Origin of the sequence: Cycloclasticus zancles 78-ME (assembly GCF_000442595.1) — a bacterium.
Classification (GTDB): Bacteria; Pseudomonadota; Gammaproteobacteria; order Methylococcales; family Cycloclasticaceae; genus Cycloclasticus; species Cycloclasticus pugetii.
Genome location: NC_021917.1, coordinates 1,743,291 through 1,761,630, shown reverse-complemented (window position 1 = coordinate 1,761,630; position 18,340 = coordinate 1,743,291). Strand labels below are relative to the sequence as shown.

Below are 18,340 nucleotides of genomic sequence, written 5' to 3'. Positions count from 1 at the left end.
GAAAGATGGTTTTAAAAGCAACATGGCTAGACGTAGAAATAGAAGAAAGAACTTACCGCCTGAAACGGCAACAGCAACAATAGAATCGTTAGCCCACGATGGTCGCGGTGTGGCACATGTAGATGATAAGGCGGTTTTTATCGCAGGTGCGCTACCAGGCGAAGACGTTGTTTTTGAATACAGTAAAAAGAAAAAAGATTTTGCCGAAGGCCGTGTTACTGAGGTGTTAAAAGCATCTGACGACCGTGTTGAGCCGGGCTGCCAGCATTACAGTATTTGTGGTGGCTGTAGTTTTCAACACCTTGATCCTGAGAAACAAATTCTTGCCAAGCAAGGCATTTTGCTCGATCAGTTTAAAAGCATAGCTAAACTCGAAGATGTTGAGTTATGGCCTGCGTTAACAGGGCCTTTTTGGGGTTATCGTCACCGGGCGCGTTTAGGCGTGAAAGATGTCGTAAAAAAAGGCCGAGTGCTGGTAGGGTTTAGAGAAAAAGCCAGCCCTTTTTTGGCTGAAATTGAAAAATGTGAGGTGTTACATCCCTCAGTTGGGCAACGCCTAATGGATTTGTCATCGTTGATTGGTAACTTATCGATTAAAGATAAAATTCCGCAGATCGAAGTGTCTATTTGCGATAGCCGAACAGCATTAGTTTTTAGAATTCTCGAGTCGTTAAGTGAAGAGGATATAGCGGTATTAAAACGTTTTGAAGTGTCTGCTGATGTAGATATTTATACCCAATCCAAAGGCCCAGATACCATTGTCCCATTAAGCGGTGAAAAAGCACCGCTCAGTTACCAATTGCCGAATAATGTAAGTTTGTTCTTTGGCCCTAGCGACTTTGTTCAAGTTAATGTTGATATTAATCGCTCTATGATTAATAGAGCGCTAGAAACACTAGCGTTAAATGAAAATGATAACGTGCTTGATCTATTTTGTGGTTTAGGAAACTTTACGCTACCAATGGCTCGAGTGGCAGGTCATGTAACCGGTGTTGAAGGCAGTGATGAGCTGATTATACGGGCAAAACAAAATGCCGATAAGAATGGCTTGGACAACGTGGATTTTTATACCGCTAATCTAATGGAAGCTGTCGCTGAGGAACCTTGGACGAAGAAAAAATACAATAAAGTATTAATTGACCCACCTCGTTTAGGCGCAAAAGAAATCCTACCTTATTTGCCAAAGTGGGGCGCTGAACAGGTGCTTTATGTGTCTTGTAACCCATCTACGCTTGCACGTGATTCAGCTATTTTAGTGAATGAATTAGGCTATACATTAAAAAAGGCCGGTGTCATGGATATGTTTCCGCATACCTCGCATGTCGAATCGATCGCGTTATTTGAAAAATAAATGAATCGCCCTAAACTGAACATAATAATCAGTATTAGCGATCAGTTATTAGCGTTATATGATAGTGATCGATTGATTAAGTCCTATCCGGTATGCACCGCAAAAAATGGTGCCGGTGAACTGTTTGGCAGTGAGTGTACCCCACGAGGGAAACATATCATTCGCGCAAAAATAGGTGCTGGTCAGTTGTCAGGCAGTGTGTTTGTAGGTCGCCGTTTTACAGGTGAAATTTACCAACATGGCTTTGCAAAAAGCCAGCCGAATAGAGACTGGATATTGACTAGAATTTTGTGGCTGTCTGGTTTAGAAAAAGGCAAAAATCGTTTAGGTCAGGTTGATACGATGCGGCGTTATATTTATATTCATGGTGCACCTGATGAACTGGTGACCTCTACACCCTCGTCACATGGATGTATTCGAATGTTAAATACAGATGTTATTGAGCTTTTTGATCGGGTATCGGTTGGGTCTAGTGTGTTAATTAATGAATAGTTTATTGAGAAACAAACTCAGTAAAAAAGACAGCTTCTACGCCTTCTTTTTTAGCGTATTTTTTTAGTGTGGTGTTTAGAACTTGCACTGCTCGGTTTTGTAATTCTATTTTATCGCTGCCGCTGGAAATATTTTCCACATAATTATTGCTTAGCAATACAATAAGTGCGTGGCGAATAGCAGGGTTATGAGCCTCTATCGACTCTTTTATTTCATCGTTACGTAGTTGTAATTGAATACTGGTGCGCAAATAATGATTGTCGCCCAATAGGTTTACAGTGAACTGAGGTGTCAGCGGTAGATAGATGGCTTCTGCAGAAGTTTCCTCATTGGCAACAGTGAAGGGGGAAATAAACATAAGGCCTAAAAGTAAAGCAACAAAACGCATAACAGCTCCAAATAACGATGTGTTTGATTTAAGAAAATTATATTGATAAGGATAGACTAAAAAAATGAAATCGCCTATGCCCCTTGGGCCTTTAATGATTGATATTGACAGTGTGGAATTATCGGCCGTTGATCGAGAGGTTCTTAAACACCCTCTAGTGGGCGGTGTTATCCTTTTTTCAAGGAATTATGACAGTATTGAACAAGTCTCAGTGCTTTGTGATGAAATTCATCGTTTAAGAGCAGAGCCGTTGTTGCTAGCTGTTGATCACGAAGGTGGGCGAGTGCAGCGCTTTAAAGAGGGGTTTACCCCCATCCCTTGTATGCAAATGTTAGGTGAGTGCTATCAGGAAGATAAGGAAAATGCTCTCAATTATGCGCGGCAAGTGGCTTGGTTAATGGCAATGGAATTGAGGCAGGTGGGAGTTGATTTTAGTTTTGCACCAGTGCTGGATATTGATTACGCTTGCAGCGATGTTATAGGCGATCGTGCGTTTTCGAGTGATAAAAAAATCGTTGCTGAGGTGGCTGAAGCATTCCAGCAAGGGCTGGCTGAGGCAGGCATGGCAAGCATCGGTAAGCATTTTCCTGGGCATGGTGCAGTAGCACCTGATTCTCATGTTGCGATTCCAATTGATGAGCGATCATTAGAAGACATTTTACAAGATGATGTGTACCCCTTTAGGCAGCTCATACAAGCAGGAATGAAAGGGATTATGCCGGCGCATGTGATTTATCAACAGGTTGATGAAATGCCAGCCGGTTTTTCTGAGTTTTGGTTGCAAACTATTTTGCGTCAGCAATTAGGCTTTCAAGGTGCTATATTCAGTGATGACCTGACCATGCAGGGTGCTAGTGTAGTTGGTGATATTGGGCAACGAGCGCAGCAGGCGTTAAAGGCGGGTGGCGATATGGCACTTATCTGTAATGATCGAACCGCAGCCGAACAGGTTATTGATCACTTAAATGGTGTTGAAATAAACACTAACTCGATCGAAAGGTTAAAAAAAATGCGACCGACAACAAGGCTTCCTGAAGGCCATCTTCAAGATTCTTTAAAGTGGCAACAATGCCGAAAAATCATTGACGGGTTTAACTAAGCTGATGATGCCTTTAACAGAAATAGAGTGGGTAAAGAAAAACAGTACCTGTTTGTTGGATGGCGCAGCTGTAGAGCAGATGTACAATGCACTGGCCGTTGAAATTACTGAAGAATGTGGGGATAAGAACCCACTTATTCTTTGCGTTATGACCGGTGCAATTGTAGCCGTTGGTAGCTTAATACCTAAATTGGATTTCGCATTAGAAGTTGATTATATCCATGTGACACGTTACCACCGTGATCTGGTTGGGGGGCAACTTGAGTGGAAACAACTTCCCGCCACGCCGATACAAGGTCGAACAGTTATTATTGTTGATGATGTGTTGGATGAAGGTATCACAATGGCGCATATAAAAGCGTATTGCGAGGAACAAGGTGCTGTCTCTTGTTATACAGCTGTTTTAGTGGATAAAGATTTAAACAAGCAAAAGCCCTTGCAGGCTGATTTTGTTGGCTACCATAGTGGTAAGCAATATTTGTTTGGTTTAGGCATGGATTACAAAGGCTACCTAAGAAACATAAATGGTTTATATGCCTGCCCAGAAAATATTGAGGAACTAGTATGTCAAAGCTAGCGATTATTGGCGGCACTGGTTTAAGCAAACTTGTTAATTTGGAGCGTGTCCGTAAGCGAGTGGTTAAAACCCCCTATGGTGAACCTTCATCACCGATCACTTTTGGTGAATTAAATGGCGTTGATATTGTGTTTATGGCACGTCATGGGTATGGTCATAATATTCCACCACACAGAATTAATTACCGGGCAAATATGTGGGCCTTGAAAGAAGTGGGTGTAACGGATGTTGTTGCAATCGCTGCTGTTGGCGGTATTAATCGATCAATGCCACCCGCGAGTCTTGTTCTGCCAGATCAGTTAATTGACTATACATGGGGGCGAGCCTCAACGTACTTTGAGGATGATCTAGAGCACGTTACTCACATAGATTTTACAACCCCGTATTCGGTGGAGCTGAGAAAAAAAATAAAGCGCGCAATGTATAAAGCGGAAATCGCTGTTTTCGACAAAGCTGTTTACGCTTGTATGCAAGGCCCAAGGTTAGAAACGGCAGCCGAAATAATAAAATTAGAGCGCGATGGTTGTGATTTAGTTGGTATGACAGGCATGCCTGAAGCAGCGTTAGCTAGAGAGTTGGCACTAAATTATGCCTGCTGTGCTTTGGTGGTTAATTGGGCGGCAGGTTTAGAAGGTGGTGAAATTAGTATGCGAGACATAGAAGGCCATGCAGAAGCGGGCATGATCAAAGTGGAGCATTTATTGAAAGTGCTGGTATATGAAATGAAAGTGGATGAATAACGTATAATTCTGTTGGTCTTAACGAAAAATCATAATCATGGATATAAAAAAGTTTTATAAAATAGACGATCAAAAAGTTAGTTTTACAAGGCAGCAAGCCAGCCTTTTTGCTAAATCAGTAGCTGGTGACTTTAACCCATTGCATGATGTTGAGACAAAACGATTTTGTGTACCAGGGGATTTATTATTTGCGGTAGCGTTAACGGAATTAGGTGTTAGCCAATCAATGCGTTTTAGCTTTGAAAGCATGGTGACCGAGCAAACGGTTGTTACTTTGCCTGAGAAGCTGAGTGAGCAGTTTATTTTGTCTGATCAAAATAATAAGTCGATGATGACGGTTCAGTGTTCTGGGGAACAGAGCAACAACGATAAGTTTATTTCGAGTTTGATTGAGAAATATGTTCAATTCTCAGGTCGAACATTTCCAGAAATACTTATCGATTTAATGCAAAAGAAAGGGGTGATGATTAACCCTGCTCGGCCATTAATTATTTATAAAGATATGGTCATTGAAATTCATTCGTTTCTAGAAGGTTCATTGGATCTCGAGTTTTCTGGTGCGTCGATGCGTGTTGATGGTAAAAAAGGCAGTGTGAAGCTTGAATTTAATTTGTTTGTGGATGGTCAAGCCATAGGGCATGGTACAAAAGATATGGTGGTCAGCGGTTTGAGGCCTTTTGAACAATCGGCGATTGACAGCATTGTAGATGAATATAATGCGGTTAAATTAGCCTATGTGAGCTAGCTGTATCAGTTAACTTTTGTTGAGTGGGTTAATTAGGCGAGTCAATTTTTTTCACAATAGCCAAAATACCAAAACGCGGATGATCAAAATAGTGTGATTCATCCGTTTTTATTCGCCGAGTTTCTGTTAATCGGTATAAGGTAACAGGTTCATGAAAACGTTGTGAAAGATTGGTTTGAGTTATCGCTAACGAGTTCATCTCACTCAACTGCAAATCAATGTCTAGGTGTAAAAACCGTCCACGGTGAAAAGTAAGTGTCCCCTCAAGTTGTAAAGGCCCAGTTTGGTGGCTAATTTGTACAGGCTTCCGCTCGCCTTTTTGTTGAAGTGGTTGAACCCACCCCGCATGAGCGATGGGTGTATATGAGGATAGCTTTTCTAACCGATTATAAACGCCGTAAAGTTGTTGTTGGTTGGGTGCTAAAGGCTTAAAGGCTGTATTGCTAGATACATTGCTCAGCCTGATGGCATTGTCAGGTATTTTGAAGGCTGCGCTTGTCCAAGGCTCTAACGTTTGGTTACTCAATGATTTGTTTTCGAAAATGAGGTACTCAATACTGTACCAAGTGCTTGGCTGAGATGAGCTTTCATTGTCGGCAAACGCCTGAATGTTGTATGAAAGCACAATAAGAATTAAAGCATATGAAAATAATCGTGTTGCTGTCATGTTTATTACTTGCTCAATGCGATAGAGTTAATGAGGTCGAGTATAAACTCAACTTTCTCTTCAGTGGTATTAAGTTTTTTACTAAAACGTAATTTTTGAGGTCCATCCAATTTAAAAATTTGTGGTTGTGTTTGGATCAATTCAATTATTTTTGCAGGGTCTATCGATGGGGCATTTGAAAATATTAATCGCCCATTGGATTTGGCAAAATCAATTTTATCAATACCAATACGTTTAGCCTGTTGTTTTATCTCGCTGATACCAAAGAGGCATTTTGTGCTGTCTGGTAGAAGGCCAAAACGATCTATCATCTCGACTTGTAAGTCCCTTAGTTCTTCTGCATCATCTGCACTAGCAATTCGTTTGTACAACACAAGACGTGTGTGAACGTCCGGTAAATAATCATCGGGGATTAATGCGCTGGCAGACAGGTCTATTTCTGGTCCTGTTTCGATACGTTCTTCAAGTTCTGGTTGCTTACCTGATTTTATTGCGGCTACTGCGTTATCCAGTAACTCGGTATATAAGGTAAAGCCAATTTCTTGGATTTCCCCACTTTGGTTGTCGCCCAATAACTCACCCGCACCACGAATCTCCATATCGTGCGTTGATAAGGTAAAGCCAGCACCTAGGTCGGCACTGCTTTGGATTGCATCAATACGTTTTTTTGCATCTTTAGTCATAACACCTTCTGGCGGTACGATCATGTATGCGTATGCACGATGATGAGAGCGGCCAACCCGACCTCTTAATTGATGCAATTGAGATAAACCGAGTTTATCGGCGCGGTTAATAATAATGGTATTGGCATTGGGTAAATCAATACCATTTTCGATAATCGTCGTAGACACCAGTACGTTAAATCGGGCGTGATAAAAGTCGAGCATGATATGCTCTAATTCGCTTTCACGCATTTGCCCGTGTGCTTTTCGAATATTGGCGTCGGGTACTAGTTCTTCAATGTCACGAATAACCCTATCCATTGTAGCAATGTCGTTATGAAGAACGAACAGTTGACCGCCGCGTCTTATCTCACGTTGGCAGGCCTCTTGAATCAGTCCACTATTCCATTCAGATACAAAGGTTTCGATAGCATGTCTATTCGGTGGTGGTGTTGCAATGATGGAAATATCGCGTAATCCAGACATGGCTTGATTAAGTGTTCTGGGTATTGGGGTAGCGGTGAGTGTAAGCATGTCCACTTCAGAGCGCATGGATTTTAAATATTCTTTATGGCGCACGCCAAAGCGTTGTTCTTCATCAATAATCACTAAACCAAGGTTTTTGTAGGTTAATGATTTTTGTAATAATTTATGGGTACCAATAAGAATATCAACTTTCCCTTCGGCGGTATCAGCAATAATTTGATTTTGCTTTTTGCTGCTGACAAACCGTGAAAGTACTTCAATGCGAATGGGCCAATCGGCAAAACGGTCGGAAAAATTCTGATAATGCTGTTGAGCAAGTAAGGTGGTTGGCACTAAAACGGCAGTTTGGTAGTGATTATTGGCACAGGTGAAGGCCGCGCGCATAGCCACTTCTGTTTTACCAAACCCCACATCACCACAAACAACACGGTCCATTGGTTTAGCAAGGCTCATGTCATGTAGTGTTTGTTCAATAGCGGTTGCTTGATCTTCGGTTTCTTCGAACGGAAATGCACGGGCAAAGTTATCGTACTCGGTTGATTCAGTAACCATTGGGCGGCCAGGTTTGGCGGCGCGTCGAGCATGGATGTCTAATAATTCTGCGGCGACATCGCGTGCACGTTTCAGTGCTTTTTTGCGTGCTTTTTCCCACTGATCACTACCCAATCGGTGTAATGGGGCGCTATCCCCTTGGGTGCCCATGTATCGACCAATTAAATTAAGCGATGAAACAGGCACATAGAGTTTATCGCTATTGGCATATTCTAAGGTTAAAAATTCGGTTTCAATCTCGTCTACAACTAAGTGCTTCAAGCCGATGTATCGACCAACACCATGTTCTTGGTGAACAACAGGGGAGCCGATTTCAAGGTCGGCTAAGCTGTTAAATACATTTTCAAGTCGTTGGTTAGAGGAGGACCGTCTGCGTCTACGTTGTTGAACACGTGTGCCTAATAGGTTGTTTTCCGTAATGATGCTGACGGTAGAGGAGCTAAGGCCTTCGTCTATCGGTGCAACGACAATGCAGGGGGATACATCGTTTTGAACAAACGTCGCCCAATCTTCAACGAGGGTAGGGCGTACATTTAGTTTTTGTAGTTGCTGACGCATTGATTCACGATGCCCCGCAGACTCCGCAACAAACAAAGTTTTATGTTTTTGTATGTTTAATAAGTCTAATAAAGGGTGTGCCTGGTCATTTTTATCGGTATTGATTAAGGCTGTTTTTTCTGTTTCATGGATGTCACTTTGTAATGAAGCAGAGGGGTAGTTGGCCATTCTTTGTTGCAGGCTCTCTAAGTCGTGAAACAGTAATTCTGGGCGTAATGCCGGGCGATCAATATCACGTTGCCTGTGTTGAAATCGCTCAATGACCTGTGTGGCAAATGTTTCTCCAGCAGCTAAGATATCACCGTGCAAGATGAGAGTGGCCTTCGGGATGTAATCAAAAAATGATTCGGTATGTTCTACAAATAAGGGCAAATAGTTTTCTATACCATTAGGGATATTACCTTTAGAGACTTGTTGATATAAGGTGTTCTTATCAGACACATTTGGGAACTGGTCTCTAAATTGTTGGCGAAAAAGTTGAATGCTTTTGTCATTAATAGGGAATTCTCTTGCGGGAAATAGTTGAATGGAGTCAACTTTATCAATGGAGCGTTGGGTTTCGGTGTCAAACGTACGGATGGACTCTACTTCATCATCAAACAAATCAATTCTATAGGGCTTTTTGCTGCCCATTGGGAACATGTCTAAAATAGCCCCTCGAACGGAGTATTCACCATATTCATGAACAGAGTGCACATTCTGGTAGCCTAATTTATCTAGATTTAGGCGGGTTTTTTCAATATTGAATTGTTGACCTGTTGAGAGTGAAAAGCACTCATTTAAAAGTTGATCACGTGGCGCTAGCCGTTGTAGTAAGCAAGCGGTGGTGACAATGAGTATGCCTTTATTTAGGCTTTGCAGTTTGTATAAAGTCGCTAGCCTTTCAGAAATAATTTCGCCTAGAGGAGAAAAGCTATCATAAGGTAAGACTTCCCAGTCTGGAAAATAAATAACCGGCAAAGGCGTGGTTAGAAAAAAAGGAACTTCTCGTTCTAATCTCAGTGCCGATTGGGTATCTGAACAAATAACCACCAGTAATTGCTCCGACTCCATTCCTGCGTTTGCGATGGTTAAGGCATCAGAGCATCCTTCGAATTTTCCCCAAGAAATGGATTGTGTGGATTTTGTAGGTAGGTTTGGCATAGCTGAGTAGACGTAAAAAATGGAAAAAATAAAAGAATTATTTTCTCATAAACAAAACAAGGGGTGTATTTCATTTGGCTTAAATAAAGCGCTAAGTGGAAATAGTTAGGTTGACTGGTTGAGACAGTGCCTTTTGATCATGCCAGCCAGTTAGTGGATGGTTAGCTCGTGTGTAATGTATAGAGTAGGGCTGTGTGTTCAATAAGAATAAGGGGTGTTATTGAGCACCTTAATCTAAAGCAAAGACGGTGAGACCACAGTGGTTATATGCTTTATGAGGGTTTTCTCGTACAGGTATAAAGTCAAATTACAATATAGGTAATTGATTTATAACTGACTTTAGCCTTTGCCGATTATTTTAAAGTGCTTTTTTTGGCTTGTTAACAACACTATGAATAACAAGGTTGTGTTCAAAATAAACAGAAAATTTGACATATTGCCATCGGGTAATCGGTGGTTCGCCAACAGTAGGGTATATTCTTATGGGGTTGCCAAATTGAGAGATCACGGTATCCATTGATTGCCCATTTTTGGGTCTCAATAAGCCGGCTGGCGTGTTCGCTGGTTCCTTGTTAATCACGTCAATAAGTAAAACGTCAGCATGAGTGATCAATGGTGTGAAACAAAAAATGCTGGCTAAAATGATTTTTTTAAACGTCATGTTGATATCCCTATATGTTTTCCAGCATTAATATATCACCTCTTGATGAAATGTTGATAATTCTCTAGACAGTAAGTTAGGTTTACAAATTAAATATATGATCTAATTCGCACCTATGTTTAAACCACTCGAAATTTTTATTGGCCTGCGTTATACACGAGCAAAACAACGTTCGGGGTTTATATCGTTTATTAGCATGACATCTATGCTGGGTGTCGCGCTAGGTGTGATGGCGCTAATTACAGTACTATCGGTGATGAACGGGTTTGAGGCGCAATTACGTGAAAAGATTTTAGGGATGGCGTCCCATGTTACCATTTCTGAATACTACAATGCATTGCAAGACTGGCAAGTCTTAGGTGATACATTAAGTGAAACTGATGATGTGGCTGGCTGGGCACCATTTGTAAGAGCGGAAGTAATGTTAAGTGCTAATCAACGAGTCAGCGGCAGCTTGTTAAGGGGTGTGTTACCCGGGCAAGAAGATCAAGTGTCTGATATTAACCAGAAAATGGTTGAAGGTCGTTTGGAATTATTAAAACCAAAGGAGTTTGGTATAGTCCTTGGGTCGGAATTAGCTCGTTATTTACGTGTGGGTGTGGGTGATAAAGTGACTGTCATCACACCACAAGTTACGCCGACGCCAGCAGGTATATTGCCTAGATTGCGTCGCTTTACGGTTGTCGGTGAGTTTGAAGTGGGCATGTATGAGTACGATCGAAATTTAGCCTTTATTCATCTTGATGATGGTTCAAAACTGTTACGTTTAAACAAAGGCGTGACAGGGGTTAGGGTGAAGTTGCATGACCTGTTTCAAGCGCCTGTTGTAACCGGCAAAATTGCGCAAACACTGACACCGAATTACAGTATTTCTAATTGGACGATGGAACACAGTAATTTCTTTAAGGCGATTAAAACTGAAAAGCGCGTGATGTTTATCATATTGATGTTAATTGTCGCTGTTGCGGCATTTAATATTGTGTCGACGTTAGTAATGGTCGTCACGGATAAACAGTCTGAAATTGCCATTTTAAGAACACTGGGGTTAACACCTCGCTCTGTGATGGGTGTGTTTATGGTTCAAGGTACATTAATTGGTCTGATTGGCACCCTTGTTGGCGTGGCTGCAGGTGTTGGTTTGGCGTTAAATGTTGAAATGATCGTGCATACCATTGAGCAATTCTTTCATGTTCAGTTCTTACCCGCTGATATCTATTACATTAGTGAGTTACCGTCAAAATTAGTTTGGTCGGATGTGACCACCATAGCGACGTATTCATTTTTATTATCTTTTGTTTCAACGCTTTACCCTGCTTGGCAGGCGTCACGAGTGAACCCTGCGGAGGCATTACGGTATGAATAATGACGTTTTTTTAAGTTGTTCAGGACTGACCAAAACGTTTGGTGAAAAAGACCTGATTGTACCTGTGCTCAAAGGGATTGATTTAAGCCTAAAGCAGGGCGATCGAGTTGCTATTATGGGGTCGTCCGGTTCGGGTAAAAGCACCTTGTTGCATTTGTTAGGGGGGCTAGATCAACCGACCTCAGGTGAAGTGATGATGAATGGCGTAAACCTGACCACACTCACAGAAGTGGAGCGTTCATCATTAAGAAATAAATGTTTAGGGTTCGTGTATCAGTTTCATCATTTGCTGGCAGAGTTTAGTGCCTTGGAAAATGTGGCGATGCCTTTGTTGATAGGTGGCGAGAGTGTTGCACTTGCCCAAGAAAAAGCAGACGAGATGCTCAAGCAGGTAGGCTTAGAAAGTAGGATAAAGCACCGTTATGGTGAATTGTCTGGTGGTGAACGGCAGCGTGTTGCTATTGCGCGTGCGTTAGTTACACAACCAGCTTGTGTCTTGGCAGATGAGCCAACGGGTAATTTGGATAAAAAAACAGCCGAGCAAATTTATGAATTAATGTTGGAGTTGAATCAACGCCTCAATATTAGTTTGCTGTTAGTGACACATGATCATGAGTTAGCAAATAAAATGGATAGGGTTTTAACGCTTGATGATGGAATGCTTACGAGCTAACCATTTTTTGATAACAGCAAGTCTCCAAATAATACGAGCAAGAACATAGCCGACGGCAGATGTTGCAGAACCCAATATAAAACAACCAAGTAAAAAAGGCTTCCAGCTAGCCCCCAAAGTGTCGAGAATAAAGGCTACTGAAAATGAAAATTCATGGGCCTCTATTGGGACTTCCATAAGGGTCGCACCAACCGAGTATGCGGCATAAAAAAGAGGGGGCATGGTGACCGGGTTACTGACCCAAACGGTGGCAACAGAAACCGGTAGGTTAACCTGTAAAAAAATGGCTGCCGCTGCGGCAATTAACATTTGTGTGGGTAAGGGAATAAAAGCAATAAATAGACCTGTCGCAATCGCCCCTGCAAAAGAGCGGCGGTTAAGGTGCCACAAGTTTTGATTATGTAATAAGCTACCAAAGACCTTTAGGTGTTTGTGTTCCTTTATCGATGTATTGTTGGGGAAGTATTTTTTAATGAATCTTTTTGGCATGTGACGATAAAAACAGCTTAAATTTAAGATACCTTTGTTTGATTGGGCTTAATAATCAAGGGTGGAAAAGTCATAACGATGGGTGCTTGTGAGTTGACCAAGCAAGCCAAGTGTAGCAGAGCATGGATGCGGCTAAATGAATAAATTTCAACAAATGACGTTGTTTTTTTGCATAGGCATTTTACCGGTGCAATTGTTAATCGCCTTACCACCAATATACATTTTAATTTTAGCCTTTTTTGTTGCATTAGGGGTATATAAGTGGGCCAAATGGTTGAGTTTTTTATTGTTTGGTTTTGTTATGGCTACTGGGTACGCTGCTTGGATAAACAATAATGGTTTGCCAAGAGACTTAGAGTCTAAAGAAGTACTGATAAGTGGCCAAGTCATTGGCCTGCCAATACAAACCGATCGCTCAACTGGCTTTTTGTTTAAGGTGGATAAGGTGCTAAGCCCTGCTAATATCGTTGCCTTCCCAACAAAAATTAGACTCAATTGGTATAACCTAGATAAACAAGTGCGCTCTGCTGAAAGGTGGCAGTTATTAGTAAAGCTAAAAAGACCGCATGGGTTGATAAATCCACATGGGTTTGATTTTGAAAAATGGCTATTTCAGCAACAAATAGGAGCAACCGGTTATGTTCGAAAAAGCACTAACAATCAACGGATGGGTGAAGCTTCTCGTTGGGTTATTGGTTACTGGCGAGAATCGTTAAAAAAATATTTAGAGGAGGCGCTTAATGAGCAACAACAGGCCGGTATTATCAATGCCTTAGTGTTGGGCGATAGGCAATCTATTACGGCTGGTGAGTGGCGCGTTTTTCGGCAAACTGGGACTTCCCATTTGATGGCTATCTCGGGTTTGCATATTGGTTTGGTAAGTGCTTTATTTTTTGGCGTTGTTCGCTGGTTTGTACTTAGACTGCCAACTCTACCTGGGAGCGCGACTCGCTGTGCGATTATTGTAAGCATAGCAGCAGCAACTGGGTATGCAGCGTTGGCGGGGTTCTCTATTCCAACGCAAAGAGCTCTCATTATGTTGGTGGTGATAATGGGAGGTGTTTTTTGGCAACGACATTACAATCCTTTCCATGTGATTTCAATGGCTTTGCTGGCGGTGTTAATTTACGACCCTTTGGCGCCTATGTCGGTTGGTTTTTGGTTGTCGTTTTGCGCGGTTTTTATCATTCTGCATGCTGTGGTAGGGCGTATGGAAAAAGTTGGTTTTATAAAACAGTTATTGTATGCCCAGTGGTGGGTGTCGATTGGTTTGATGCCATTGGTGCTGTATTTTTTTCATGAAGTTTCATTGGTTGCGCCGTTGGCTAATATTGTTGCCATACCGTTTGTAAGTTTTGCTATTGTTCCAATGTTAATTATTGCGTTGTTAATCGCATTGATAGCCCCATCTGCAGGTGCTTATGCCTTAAAGTTTTCAGCGTTGTTAATAGATGTTTTATGGCAGTTTTTAGAGGCCCTCGCTTCAGTAGACTATTCAACCTTAATGATGCCGGAGGTATCCATTTTTGCCTGTATTACCGCAATGGTGGGTGTTGTGTTTTTATTGATGCCTAAAGGTTTTATTCCTAAGTCTTTAGTTTGTGTTCTTTTTTTGCCGGTGTTGTTTCCAATACATGAGAAAAGTTTAGCTTATGGCGAGTTTAAGCTGGTTTTACTGGATGTGGGTCAGGGTTTATCGGCGGTTGTTCATAGCGCAGATAATACCTTGGTATTTGACACAGGTGCTAAATATAGCGAAAAGAGCGATTTGGCATCTCGAGTTCTTGTTCCATATTTGAATTCGGTTAGAACAAAACAAATAAAACAATTAATTATTAGCCATGGGGATAATGATCACGCAGGTGGCGCGCAAACCGTTTTAAATACCTTTGATGTTAATCGCCTTTATACCAGTGTTCCTGAACTATTTAAGGGGTATAACCCTTTGCCTTGTGAAAATACTATCAGTTGGCATTTGAATGGTGTTTTATTTGAATTTATAAACCCTTCTGCGGATAACTTATTTGAAGGGAATAATGCATCTTGCGTGTTAAAGGTCAGTTCAGTAAATGGCAGCGTTTTATTAACTGGCGATATCGAAAAAAGCGCGGAATATTCATTGTTGCAATATAAAGGGCATCAATTGAAGGCAGATGTAATGATTGCCCCTCATCATGGTAGTACTACATCTTCTAGTGAAAAATTTATAAAGGCTGTTGATCCTGATGTTGTTTTGTTTCCAGTTGGTTATAAAAACCGGTTTGGGTTTCCAAAGCAGGAGGTTATCGAGCGATATGAAAAACAAGGTAGTCGTCGATTAGATACGGCTCGTCATGGTGCAATTATAGTACGTTTCTACAATCATCAAGGTCCTCGAATAGAAAGTGTTAGAGAGCAAACGGCTAAGTTTTGGAATTGGAGACATTAAAAAATTTTAACGGGTTGTAAAGGTGAATAGAGTTTAAAAATACAGTAATATGACAGCGTAATTAAATTATTGAAAATTGAGGGTGCTGTGCTAGAAATTTTGATGTCAGGTGGTTGGTTAATGGTTCCAATTATTGCGTGTTCAATTGTTTCATTGGCGATAATTGGTGAACGTTTCTGGTCATTAAATAGTGAGAAAATACTCCCGCGTGAACTGGTTTCTTCTGTATGGTCTTTACATAAGGCTAACCAGTTGGATAACAGCAAAGTGAGAAGCCTCTCGAATAGCTCACCCCTTGGTCGTGTCTTAGCGGCGGGCATTATTAATCAATCTCATGGCCGCGAAATTATGCGTGAAAGCATAGAAGAAGTAGGGCGCCAAGTAGCACACGAGCTTGAAAGGTATTTAAACTCTCTTGGTACAATTGCGTCAATTACACCCTTATTAGGCCTATTAGGCACCGTTATCGGGATGATTAATGTTTTTGCTGCTATTACAGCAAATGGTGTGGGGGACCCTACTGTATTGGCGGGGGGTATTTCTCAAGCATTAATCACAACGGCTTCGGGGATGTCTGTGGCGATTCCTTCATTAATGTTTTATCGCTATTTTAGGGGTAAGGTTGATGAGTTGGTGATAAAAATGGAAAGTGAGGCGCTTAAGTTGGTTGAAATGATGCACGGGGAACGTGAGTAAACCAGATGAATTTTAAGCGTAAAAACAGAGAAGGTTTTGATCTTAATTTAACCCCTCTAATAGATGTCGTTTTTTTATTATTGATCTTCTTCATGGTCACAACAACGTTTGATCGTGAAACACAGTTAAAAATTGAATTACCGCAAGCCTCTGGTGAGCAAAAGCAAGCGACTAAAACCTTAGAGGTCAGTATTGATTCAAAAAGTCGTTTTTTTATTAACGACAAAGAGCTCGTCAACTCAGGCTTGGAGACTATCAAGAAAGCATTAAAGCAGGCTGCGGGAGATCAAAAGAACCCACCGTTGTTAATTAGTGCAGATGGTCAAGCGACACATCAATCGGTGATTACGGTATTAGATGCCGCTGGTCAGTTAGGTTTTGTAAACATTACGTTTGCGGCGAACCAGCCTGTGCCAAAGCAATAACGTAGTTTAACGTTTTATGAGTCATAAAATAAGTCGGTTTATTGATAGTATGTGGTATGGGCAACGCCCTGTTGCCCTATTGTTCGTTCCATTATCATGGTTGTTTGGGGGCATTGTTAAGCTACGTGCTTGGCTCTATAAAAAAGGCTGGTTAAGGTCAACTTGTTTAAATGTGCCGGTTATTGTGGTCGGTAATATTACCGTCGGTGGAACTGGTAAAACGCCTATCGTGATTTGGGTAGCCGAACTGTTAAAGTCTGCTGGCTATAAGCCGGGCGTTATTAGTCGTGGTTATGGTGGTATCGCATCTAGTTGGCCCCAGCAAGTACGAGAGGACAGCGACTCAAGAGTGGTCGGTGATGAGGCAAAAATATTAGCAAGACGAACGCAATGCCCGGTGGCGGTAGGGCCTAGCCGAGCGGATAGCGCACAAGCGTTAATAGACCACCATCACTGCGATATTATTATCTCAGATGATGGGCTTCAGCATTATGCATTGCAACGAGATATTGAAATTGCCGTAGTTGATGGGGAGCGTCGCTATGGTAATCGTTATTTACTGCCCGCTGGGCCATTGCGTGAACCTGTCGAGCGATTAGAATCAGTTGATTTTATTGTCTGTAATGGGCTTGCAAATAAGCATGAATACCCATTGAGGGTAGATGGCAGTGAGGCGGTAATGCTAGTGAATGAGTCTGAACGACTTGATTTGCAGAGCTTTAGAGCAGCAGAATGTCACGCGATAGCGGGTTTAGGTAACCCCTCTCGATTCTTTTCACATTTAAAGAAATTTAACCTTTCTTTTGAACCACATATTTTTCCAGATCACTATAAGTACACCGAAAAAGATATAAACTTTAATGATGAAAAGCAGGTGCTGATGACCGAAAAAGATGCTGTGAAATGTACGCATATGGCGACTAGAAAACACTGGTATGTGCCAATCAAAGCGCAAATGACACAGAATTTTGGCTTAACGTTATTATCATTGATAAAAGAGAAAATAAATGGATAAGAAACTACTGGAAATATTGGCGTGCCCCTCTTGTAAGTCGAGTTTGGTGTACGTACAAGAGGAACAAGAATTAGTGTGTATACCGTGCCGGCTTGCTTATACGGTCCGCGATGATATTCCGATTATGTTGATTAATGAGGCGAGGGAGCTGAGCGCTGATGAGGCTGACGCGCTGAGGTCATAAAATGGTGAATACCTTTAAAGTTGTAATTCCTGCCCGTTATGGTTCATCTCGGCTGCCCGGCAAACCACTATTAAAGATAGCTGGAAAAGAGATGATCTTACATGTTTGCGAGAAGGCCTCCTTAGCGGGAGCGCAAGAAGTTGTCGTGGCAACGGATGATGAGCGTATTGTCGACTGTGTTAAACAAGCCGGCTTTAATGCGGTGATGACATCTGCAAAACATACCAGTGGCACAGAACGTTTAGCCGAAGTCGCGAATACACTGCAATGGAAGGATGACACGGTAGTGGTGAATTGCCAAGGTGATGAGCCGTTAATCCCACCAGAATTAATCAAGCGAGCTGCAATAGCGTTAATGGAGCAAGAGGTGGCTCAAGTAGCTAGTTTATGCGCCCCTATCTTTGAATTGGCAGAAGTTTTTAACCCGAATGCGGTAAAAGTGGTTCGTGATGCAAAGGGGTATGCACTGTATTTTAGCCGAGCCCCTATTCCCTGGGATCGTGATGCATTTCCTGTTAAAGCAGGCAGTGGCCAAGGTGAGCATTTTAGACACATCGGTATTTATAGTTATACCGCCGGCTTTTTGAGGCGTTATATTACATGGCCTGTATGTGCACTTGAACAAATTGAATCGCTTGAACAGCTGAGGATTTTGTACCAAGGCGAGAGAATTATCGTGCCTGCGGTAGAGAAAGTGCCTGAAGCTGGAGTGGATACACAGGCTGATTTAGATAGAATTAATGCCTTATTGAGCGTGTAATAACAACGCATAATATTATACGTGGAGCTGTTTCTAGCTCTTGAGTGCCTAAAAAGGTTCAAATTTATAAGCCGTATACGCATGTTGTCGTGTAGTTCCAGATCAATCGCAAAACCGTGCTGATGTGTAACTCATTTGCTGGTTGAGAAGTAAACTGTCGTGAATTTTGGTCGATGACCATCTCAG

Annotated in this window: 19 protein-coding genes; 14 read left to right on the top strand and 5 right to left on the bottom strand. The window is 41.8% G+C overall.

Annotated elements, in window-relative coordinates:
- The first annotated feature begins 22 nt into the window (after positions 1–22).
- The gene (rlmD, locus tag CYCME_RS08495) at positions 23–1,351 is read left to right on the top strand and encodes a 23S rRNA (uracil(1939)-C(5))-methyltransferase RlmD (RefSeq protein ID WP_020932762.1); all 1,329 of its coding nucleotides are present in this window, start codon (positions 23–25) and stop codon (positions 1,349–1,351) included.
- The gene (locus CYCME_RS08490) at positions 1,352–1,843 is read left to right on the top strand and encodes a L,D-transpeptidase (protein WP_016389551.1); all 492 of its coding nucleotides are present in this window, start codon (positions 1,352–1,354) and stop codon (positions 1,841–1,843) included. It begins immediately after the preceding gene.
- 1 nt (position 1,844) lies between these two features.
- On the opposite strand, the gene CYCME_RS08485 is transcribed toward CYCME_RS08490, so the two are convergent.
- Positions 1,845–2,231 (bottom strand): flagellar basal body-associated FliL family protein, encoded by a 387-nt coding sequence (locus CYCME_RS08485; protein ID WP_016389549.1) that lies wholly within the window; start codon positions 2,229–2,231, stop codon positions 1,845–1,847.
- 64 nt (positions 2,232–2,295) lie between these two features.
- On the opposite strand from CYCME_RS08485, the gene nagZ reads away from it, so the two are divergent.
- The 4 genes from nagZ to CYCME_RS08465 are packed head-to-tail and all read left to right on the top strand — an operon-like array spanning position 2,296 to position 5,392.
- Complete coding sequence (nagZ, locus tag CYCME_RS08480) at positions 2,296–3,330, top strand: beta-N-acetylhexosaminidase (protein ID WP_020932761.1); 1,035 nt, start codon at positions 2,296–2,298, stop codon at positions 3,328–3,330.
- Positions 3,331–3,334: 4 nt separating this feature from the next.
- Complete coding sequence (locus tag CYCME_RS08475; RefSeq protein WP_020932760.1) at positions 3,335–3,907, top strand: hypoxanthine-guanine phosphoribosyltransferase; 573 nt, start codon at positions 3,335–3,337, stop codon at positions 3,905–3,907.
- Positions 3,895–4,647, top strand: a complete 753-nt coding sequence (locus CYCME_RS08470; RefSeq protein WP_015005644.1) for an S-methyl-5'-thioinosine phosphorylase — start codon at positions 3,895–3,897, stop codon at positions 4,645–4,647. The genes CYCME_RS08475 and CYCME_RS08470 overlap by 13 nt, the downstream gene beginning before the upstream one ends.
- 37 nt (positions 4,648–4,684) lie before the next feature.
- Positions 4,685–5,392, top strand: coding sequence for a DUF3581 family protein (locus CYCME_RS08465; RefSeq protein WP_015005645.1), 708 nt, complete (start codon positions 4,685–4,687; stop codon positions 5,390–5,392).
- Between the two features lie 28 nt (positions 5,393–5,420).
- Here the strand turns inward: CYCME_RS08465 and CYCME_RS08460 are convergent, their stop codons facing one another.
- From CYCME_RS08460 to CYCME_RS08450, 3 genes are all read right to left on the bottom strand, one after another.
- Positions 5,421–6,059 (bottom strand): CsiV family protein, encoded by a 639-nt coding sequence (locus CYCME_RS08460; protein WP_020932759.1) that lies wholly within the window; start codon positions 6,057–6,059, stop codon positions 5,421–5,423.
- Between the two features lie 5 nt (positions 6,060–6,064).
- Positions 6,065–9,460, bottom strand: coding sequence for a transcription-repair coupling factor (mfd, locus tag CYCME_RS08455; RefSeq protein ID WP_020932758.1), 3,396 nt, complete (start codon positions 9,458–9,460; stop codon positions 6,065–6,067).
- A gap of 358 nt (positions 9,461–9,818) precedes the next feature.
- Positions 9,819–10,121, bottom strand: coding sequence for a hypothetical protein (locus CYCME_RS08450; protein WP_015005648.1), 303 nt, complete (start codon positions 10,119–10,121; stop codon positions 9,819–9,821).
- A 115-nt stretch (positions 10,122–10,236) separates the two neighbouring features.
- Here CYCME_RS08450 and CYCME_RS08445 point away from each other — a divergent pair, with 115 nt between their 5' ends.
- Positions 10,237–11,484: a lipoprotein-releasing ABC transporter permease subunit gene (locus CYCME_RS08445; RefSeq protein WP_020162026.1), complete on the top strand. Its 1,248-nt coding sequence runs from the start codon at positions 10,237–10,239 to the stop codon at positions 11,482–11,484.
- Positions 11,477–12,157, top strand: coding sequence for a lipoprotein-releasing ABC transporter ATP-binding protein LolD (gene lolD, locus CYCME_RS08440; protein WP_015005650.1), 681 nt, complete (start codon positions 11,477–11,479; stop codon positions 12,155–12,157). Before CYCME_RS08445 ends, lolD begins: the two co-directional genes overlap by 8 nt.
- Here the strand turns inward: lolD and CYCME_RS08435 are convergent.
- Positions 12,125–12,646 carry a DUF2062 domain-containing protein gene (locus CYCME_RS08435; protein ID WP_015005651.1) on the bottom strand — a complete coding sequence of 174 codons (522 nt, stop codon included), beginning with the start codon at positions 12,644–12,646 and terminating at the stop codon, positions 12,125–12,127. The two genes, lolD and CYCME_RS08435, sit on opposite strands and share 33 nt — an antisense overlap.
- Before the next feature lie 136 nt (positions 12,647–12,782).
- Between CYCME_RS08435 and CYCME_RS08430 the strand changes: the two genes are divergently transcribed.
- From CYCME_RS08430 to kdsB, 6 genes are all read left to right on the top strand, one after another.
- Complete coding sequence (locus tag CYCME_RS08430) at positions 12,783–15,074, top strand: DNA internalization-related competence protein ComEC/Rec2 (protein ID WP_041932940.1); 2,292 nt, start codon at positions 12,783–12,785, stop codon at positions 15,072–15,074.
- 87 nt (positions 15,075–15,161) lie between these two features.
- Complete coding sequence (locus tag CYCME_RS08425; protein ID WP_026362587.1) at positions 15,162–15,770, top strand: MotA/TolQ/ExbB proton channel family protein; 609 nt, start codon at positions 15,162–15,164, stop codon at positions 15,768–15,770.
- Positions 15,771–15,775: 5 nt separating this feature from the next.
- Positions 15,776–16,195, top strand: coding sequence for an ExbD/TolR family protein (locus CYCME_RS08420; protein WP_015005654.1), 420 nt, complete (start codon positions 15,776–15,778; stop codon positions 16,193–16,195).
- Positions 16,196–16,211: 16 nt separating this feature from the next.
- Positions 16,212–17,210, top strand: coding sequence for a tetraacyldisaccharide 4'-kinase (gene lpxK / locus CYCME_RS08415; protein WP_020932756.1), 999 nt, complete (start codon positions 16,212–16,214; stop codon positions 17,208–17,210).
- Positions 17,203–17,394 (top strand): Trm112 family protein, encoded by a 192-nt coding sequence (locus CYCME_RS08410; RefSeq protein WP_015005656.1) that lies wholly within the window; start codon positions 17,203–17,205, stop codon positions 17,392–17,394. Before lpxK ends, CYCME_RS08410 begins: the two co-directional genes overlap by 8 nt.
- Before the next feature lies 1 nt (position 17,395).
- Positions 17,396–18,154 (top strand): 3-deoxy-manno-octulosonate cytidylyltransferase, encoded by a 759-nt coding sequence (gene kdsB, locus CYCME_RS08405; RefSeq protein WP_015005657.1) that lies wholly within the window; start codon positions 17,396–17,398, stop codon positions 18,152–18,154.
- Positions 18,155–18,340: the final 186 nt, after the last annotated feature.

Bases quoted from the DNA above. Each gene is read 5' to 3' on its own strand.
- rlmD (WP_020932762.1), top strand. From the start codon at position 23: ATGGCTAGACGTAGAAATAGAAGAAAGAACTTACCGCCTGAAACGGCA.
- CYCME_RS08490 (WP_016389551.1), top strand. From the start codon at position 1,352: ATGAATCGCCCTAAACTGAACATAATAATCAGTATTAGCGATCAGTTA.
- CYCME_RS08485 (WP_016389549.1), bottom strand. From the start codon at position 2,231: ATGCGTTTTGTTGCTTTACTTTTAGGCCTTATGTTTATTTCCCCCTTC.
- nagZ (WP_020932761.1), top strand. From the start codon at position 2,296: ATGAAATCGCCTATGCCCCTTGGGCCTTTAATGATTGATATTGACAGT.
- CYCME_RS08475 (WP_020932760.1), top strand. From the start codon at position 3,335: ATGATGCCTTTAACAGAAATAGAGTGGGTAAAGAAAAACAGTACCTGT.
- CYCME_RS08470 (WP_015005644.1), top strand. From the start codon at position 3,895: ATGTCAAAGCTAGCGATTATTGGCGGCACTGGTTTAAGCAAACTTGTT.
- CYCME_RS08465 (WP_015005645.1), top strand. From the start codon at position 4,685: ATGGATATAAAAAAGTTTTATAAAATAGACGATCAAAAAGTTAGTTTT.
- CYCME_RS08460 (WP_020932759.1), bottom strand. From the start codon at position 6,059: ATGACAGCAACACGATTATTTTCATATGCTTTAATTCTTATTGTGCTT.
- mfd (WP_020932758.1), bottom strand. From the start codon at position 9,460: ATGCCAAACCTACCTACAAAATCCACACAATCCATTTCTTGGGGAAAA.
- CYCME_RS08450 (WP_015005648.1), bottom strand. From the start codon at position 10,121: ATGACGTTTAAAAAAATCATTTTAGCCAGCATTTTTTGTTTCACACCA.
- CYCME_RS08445 (WP_020162026.1), top strand. From the start codon at position 10,237: ATGTTTAAACCACTCGAAATTTTTATTGGCCTGCGTTATACACGAGCA.
- lolD (WP_015005650.1), top strand. From the start codon at position 11,477: ATGAATAATGACGTTTTTTTAAGTTGTTCAGGACTGACCAAAACGTTT.
- CYCME_RS08435 (WP_015005651.1), bottom strand. From the start codon at position 12,646: ATGCCAAAAAGATTCATTAAAAAATACTTCCCCAACAATACATCGATA.
- CYCME_RS08430 (WP_041932940.1), top strand. From the start codon at position 12,783: ATGAATAAATTTCAACAAATGACGTTGTTTTTTTGCATAGGCATTTTA.
- CYCME_RS08420 (WP_015005654.1), top strand. From the start codon at position 15,776: ATGAATTTTAAGCGTAAAAACAGAGAAGGTTTTGATCTTAATTTAACC.
- lpxK (WP_020932756.1), top strand. From the start codon at position 16,212: ATGAGTCATAAAATAAGTCGGTTTATTGATAGTATGTGGTATGGGCAA.
- CYCME_RS08410 (WP_015005656.1), top strand. From the start codon at position 17,203: ATGGATAAGAAACTACTGGAAATATTGGCGTGCCCCTCTTGTAAGTCG.
- kdsB (WP_015005657.1), top strand. From the start codon at position 17,396: ATGGTGAATACCTTTAAAGTTGTAATTCCTGCCCGTTATGGTTCATCT.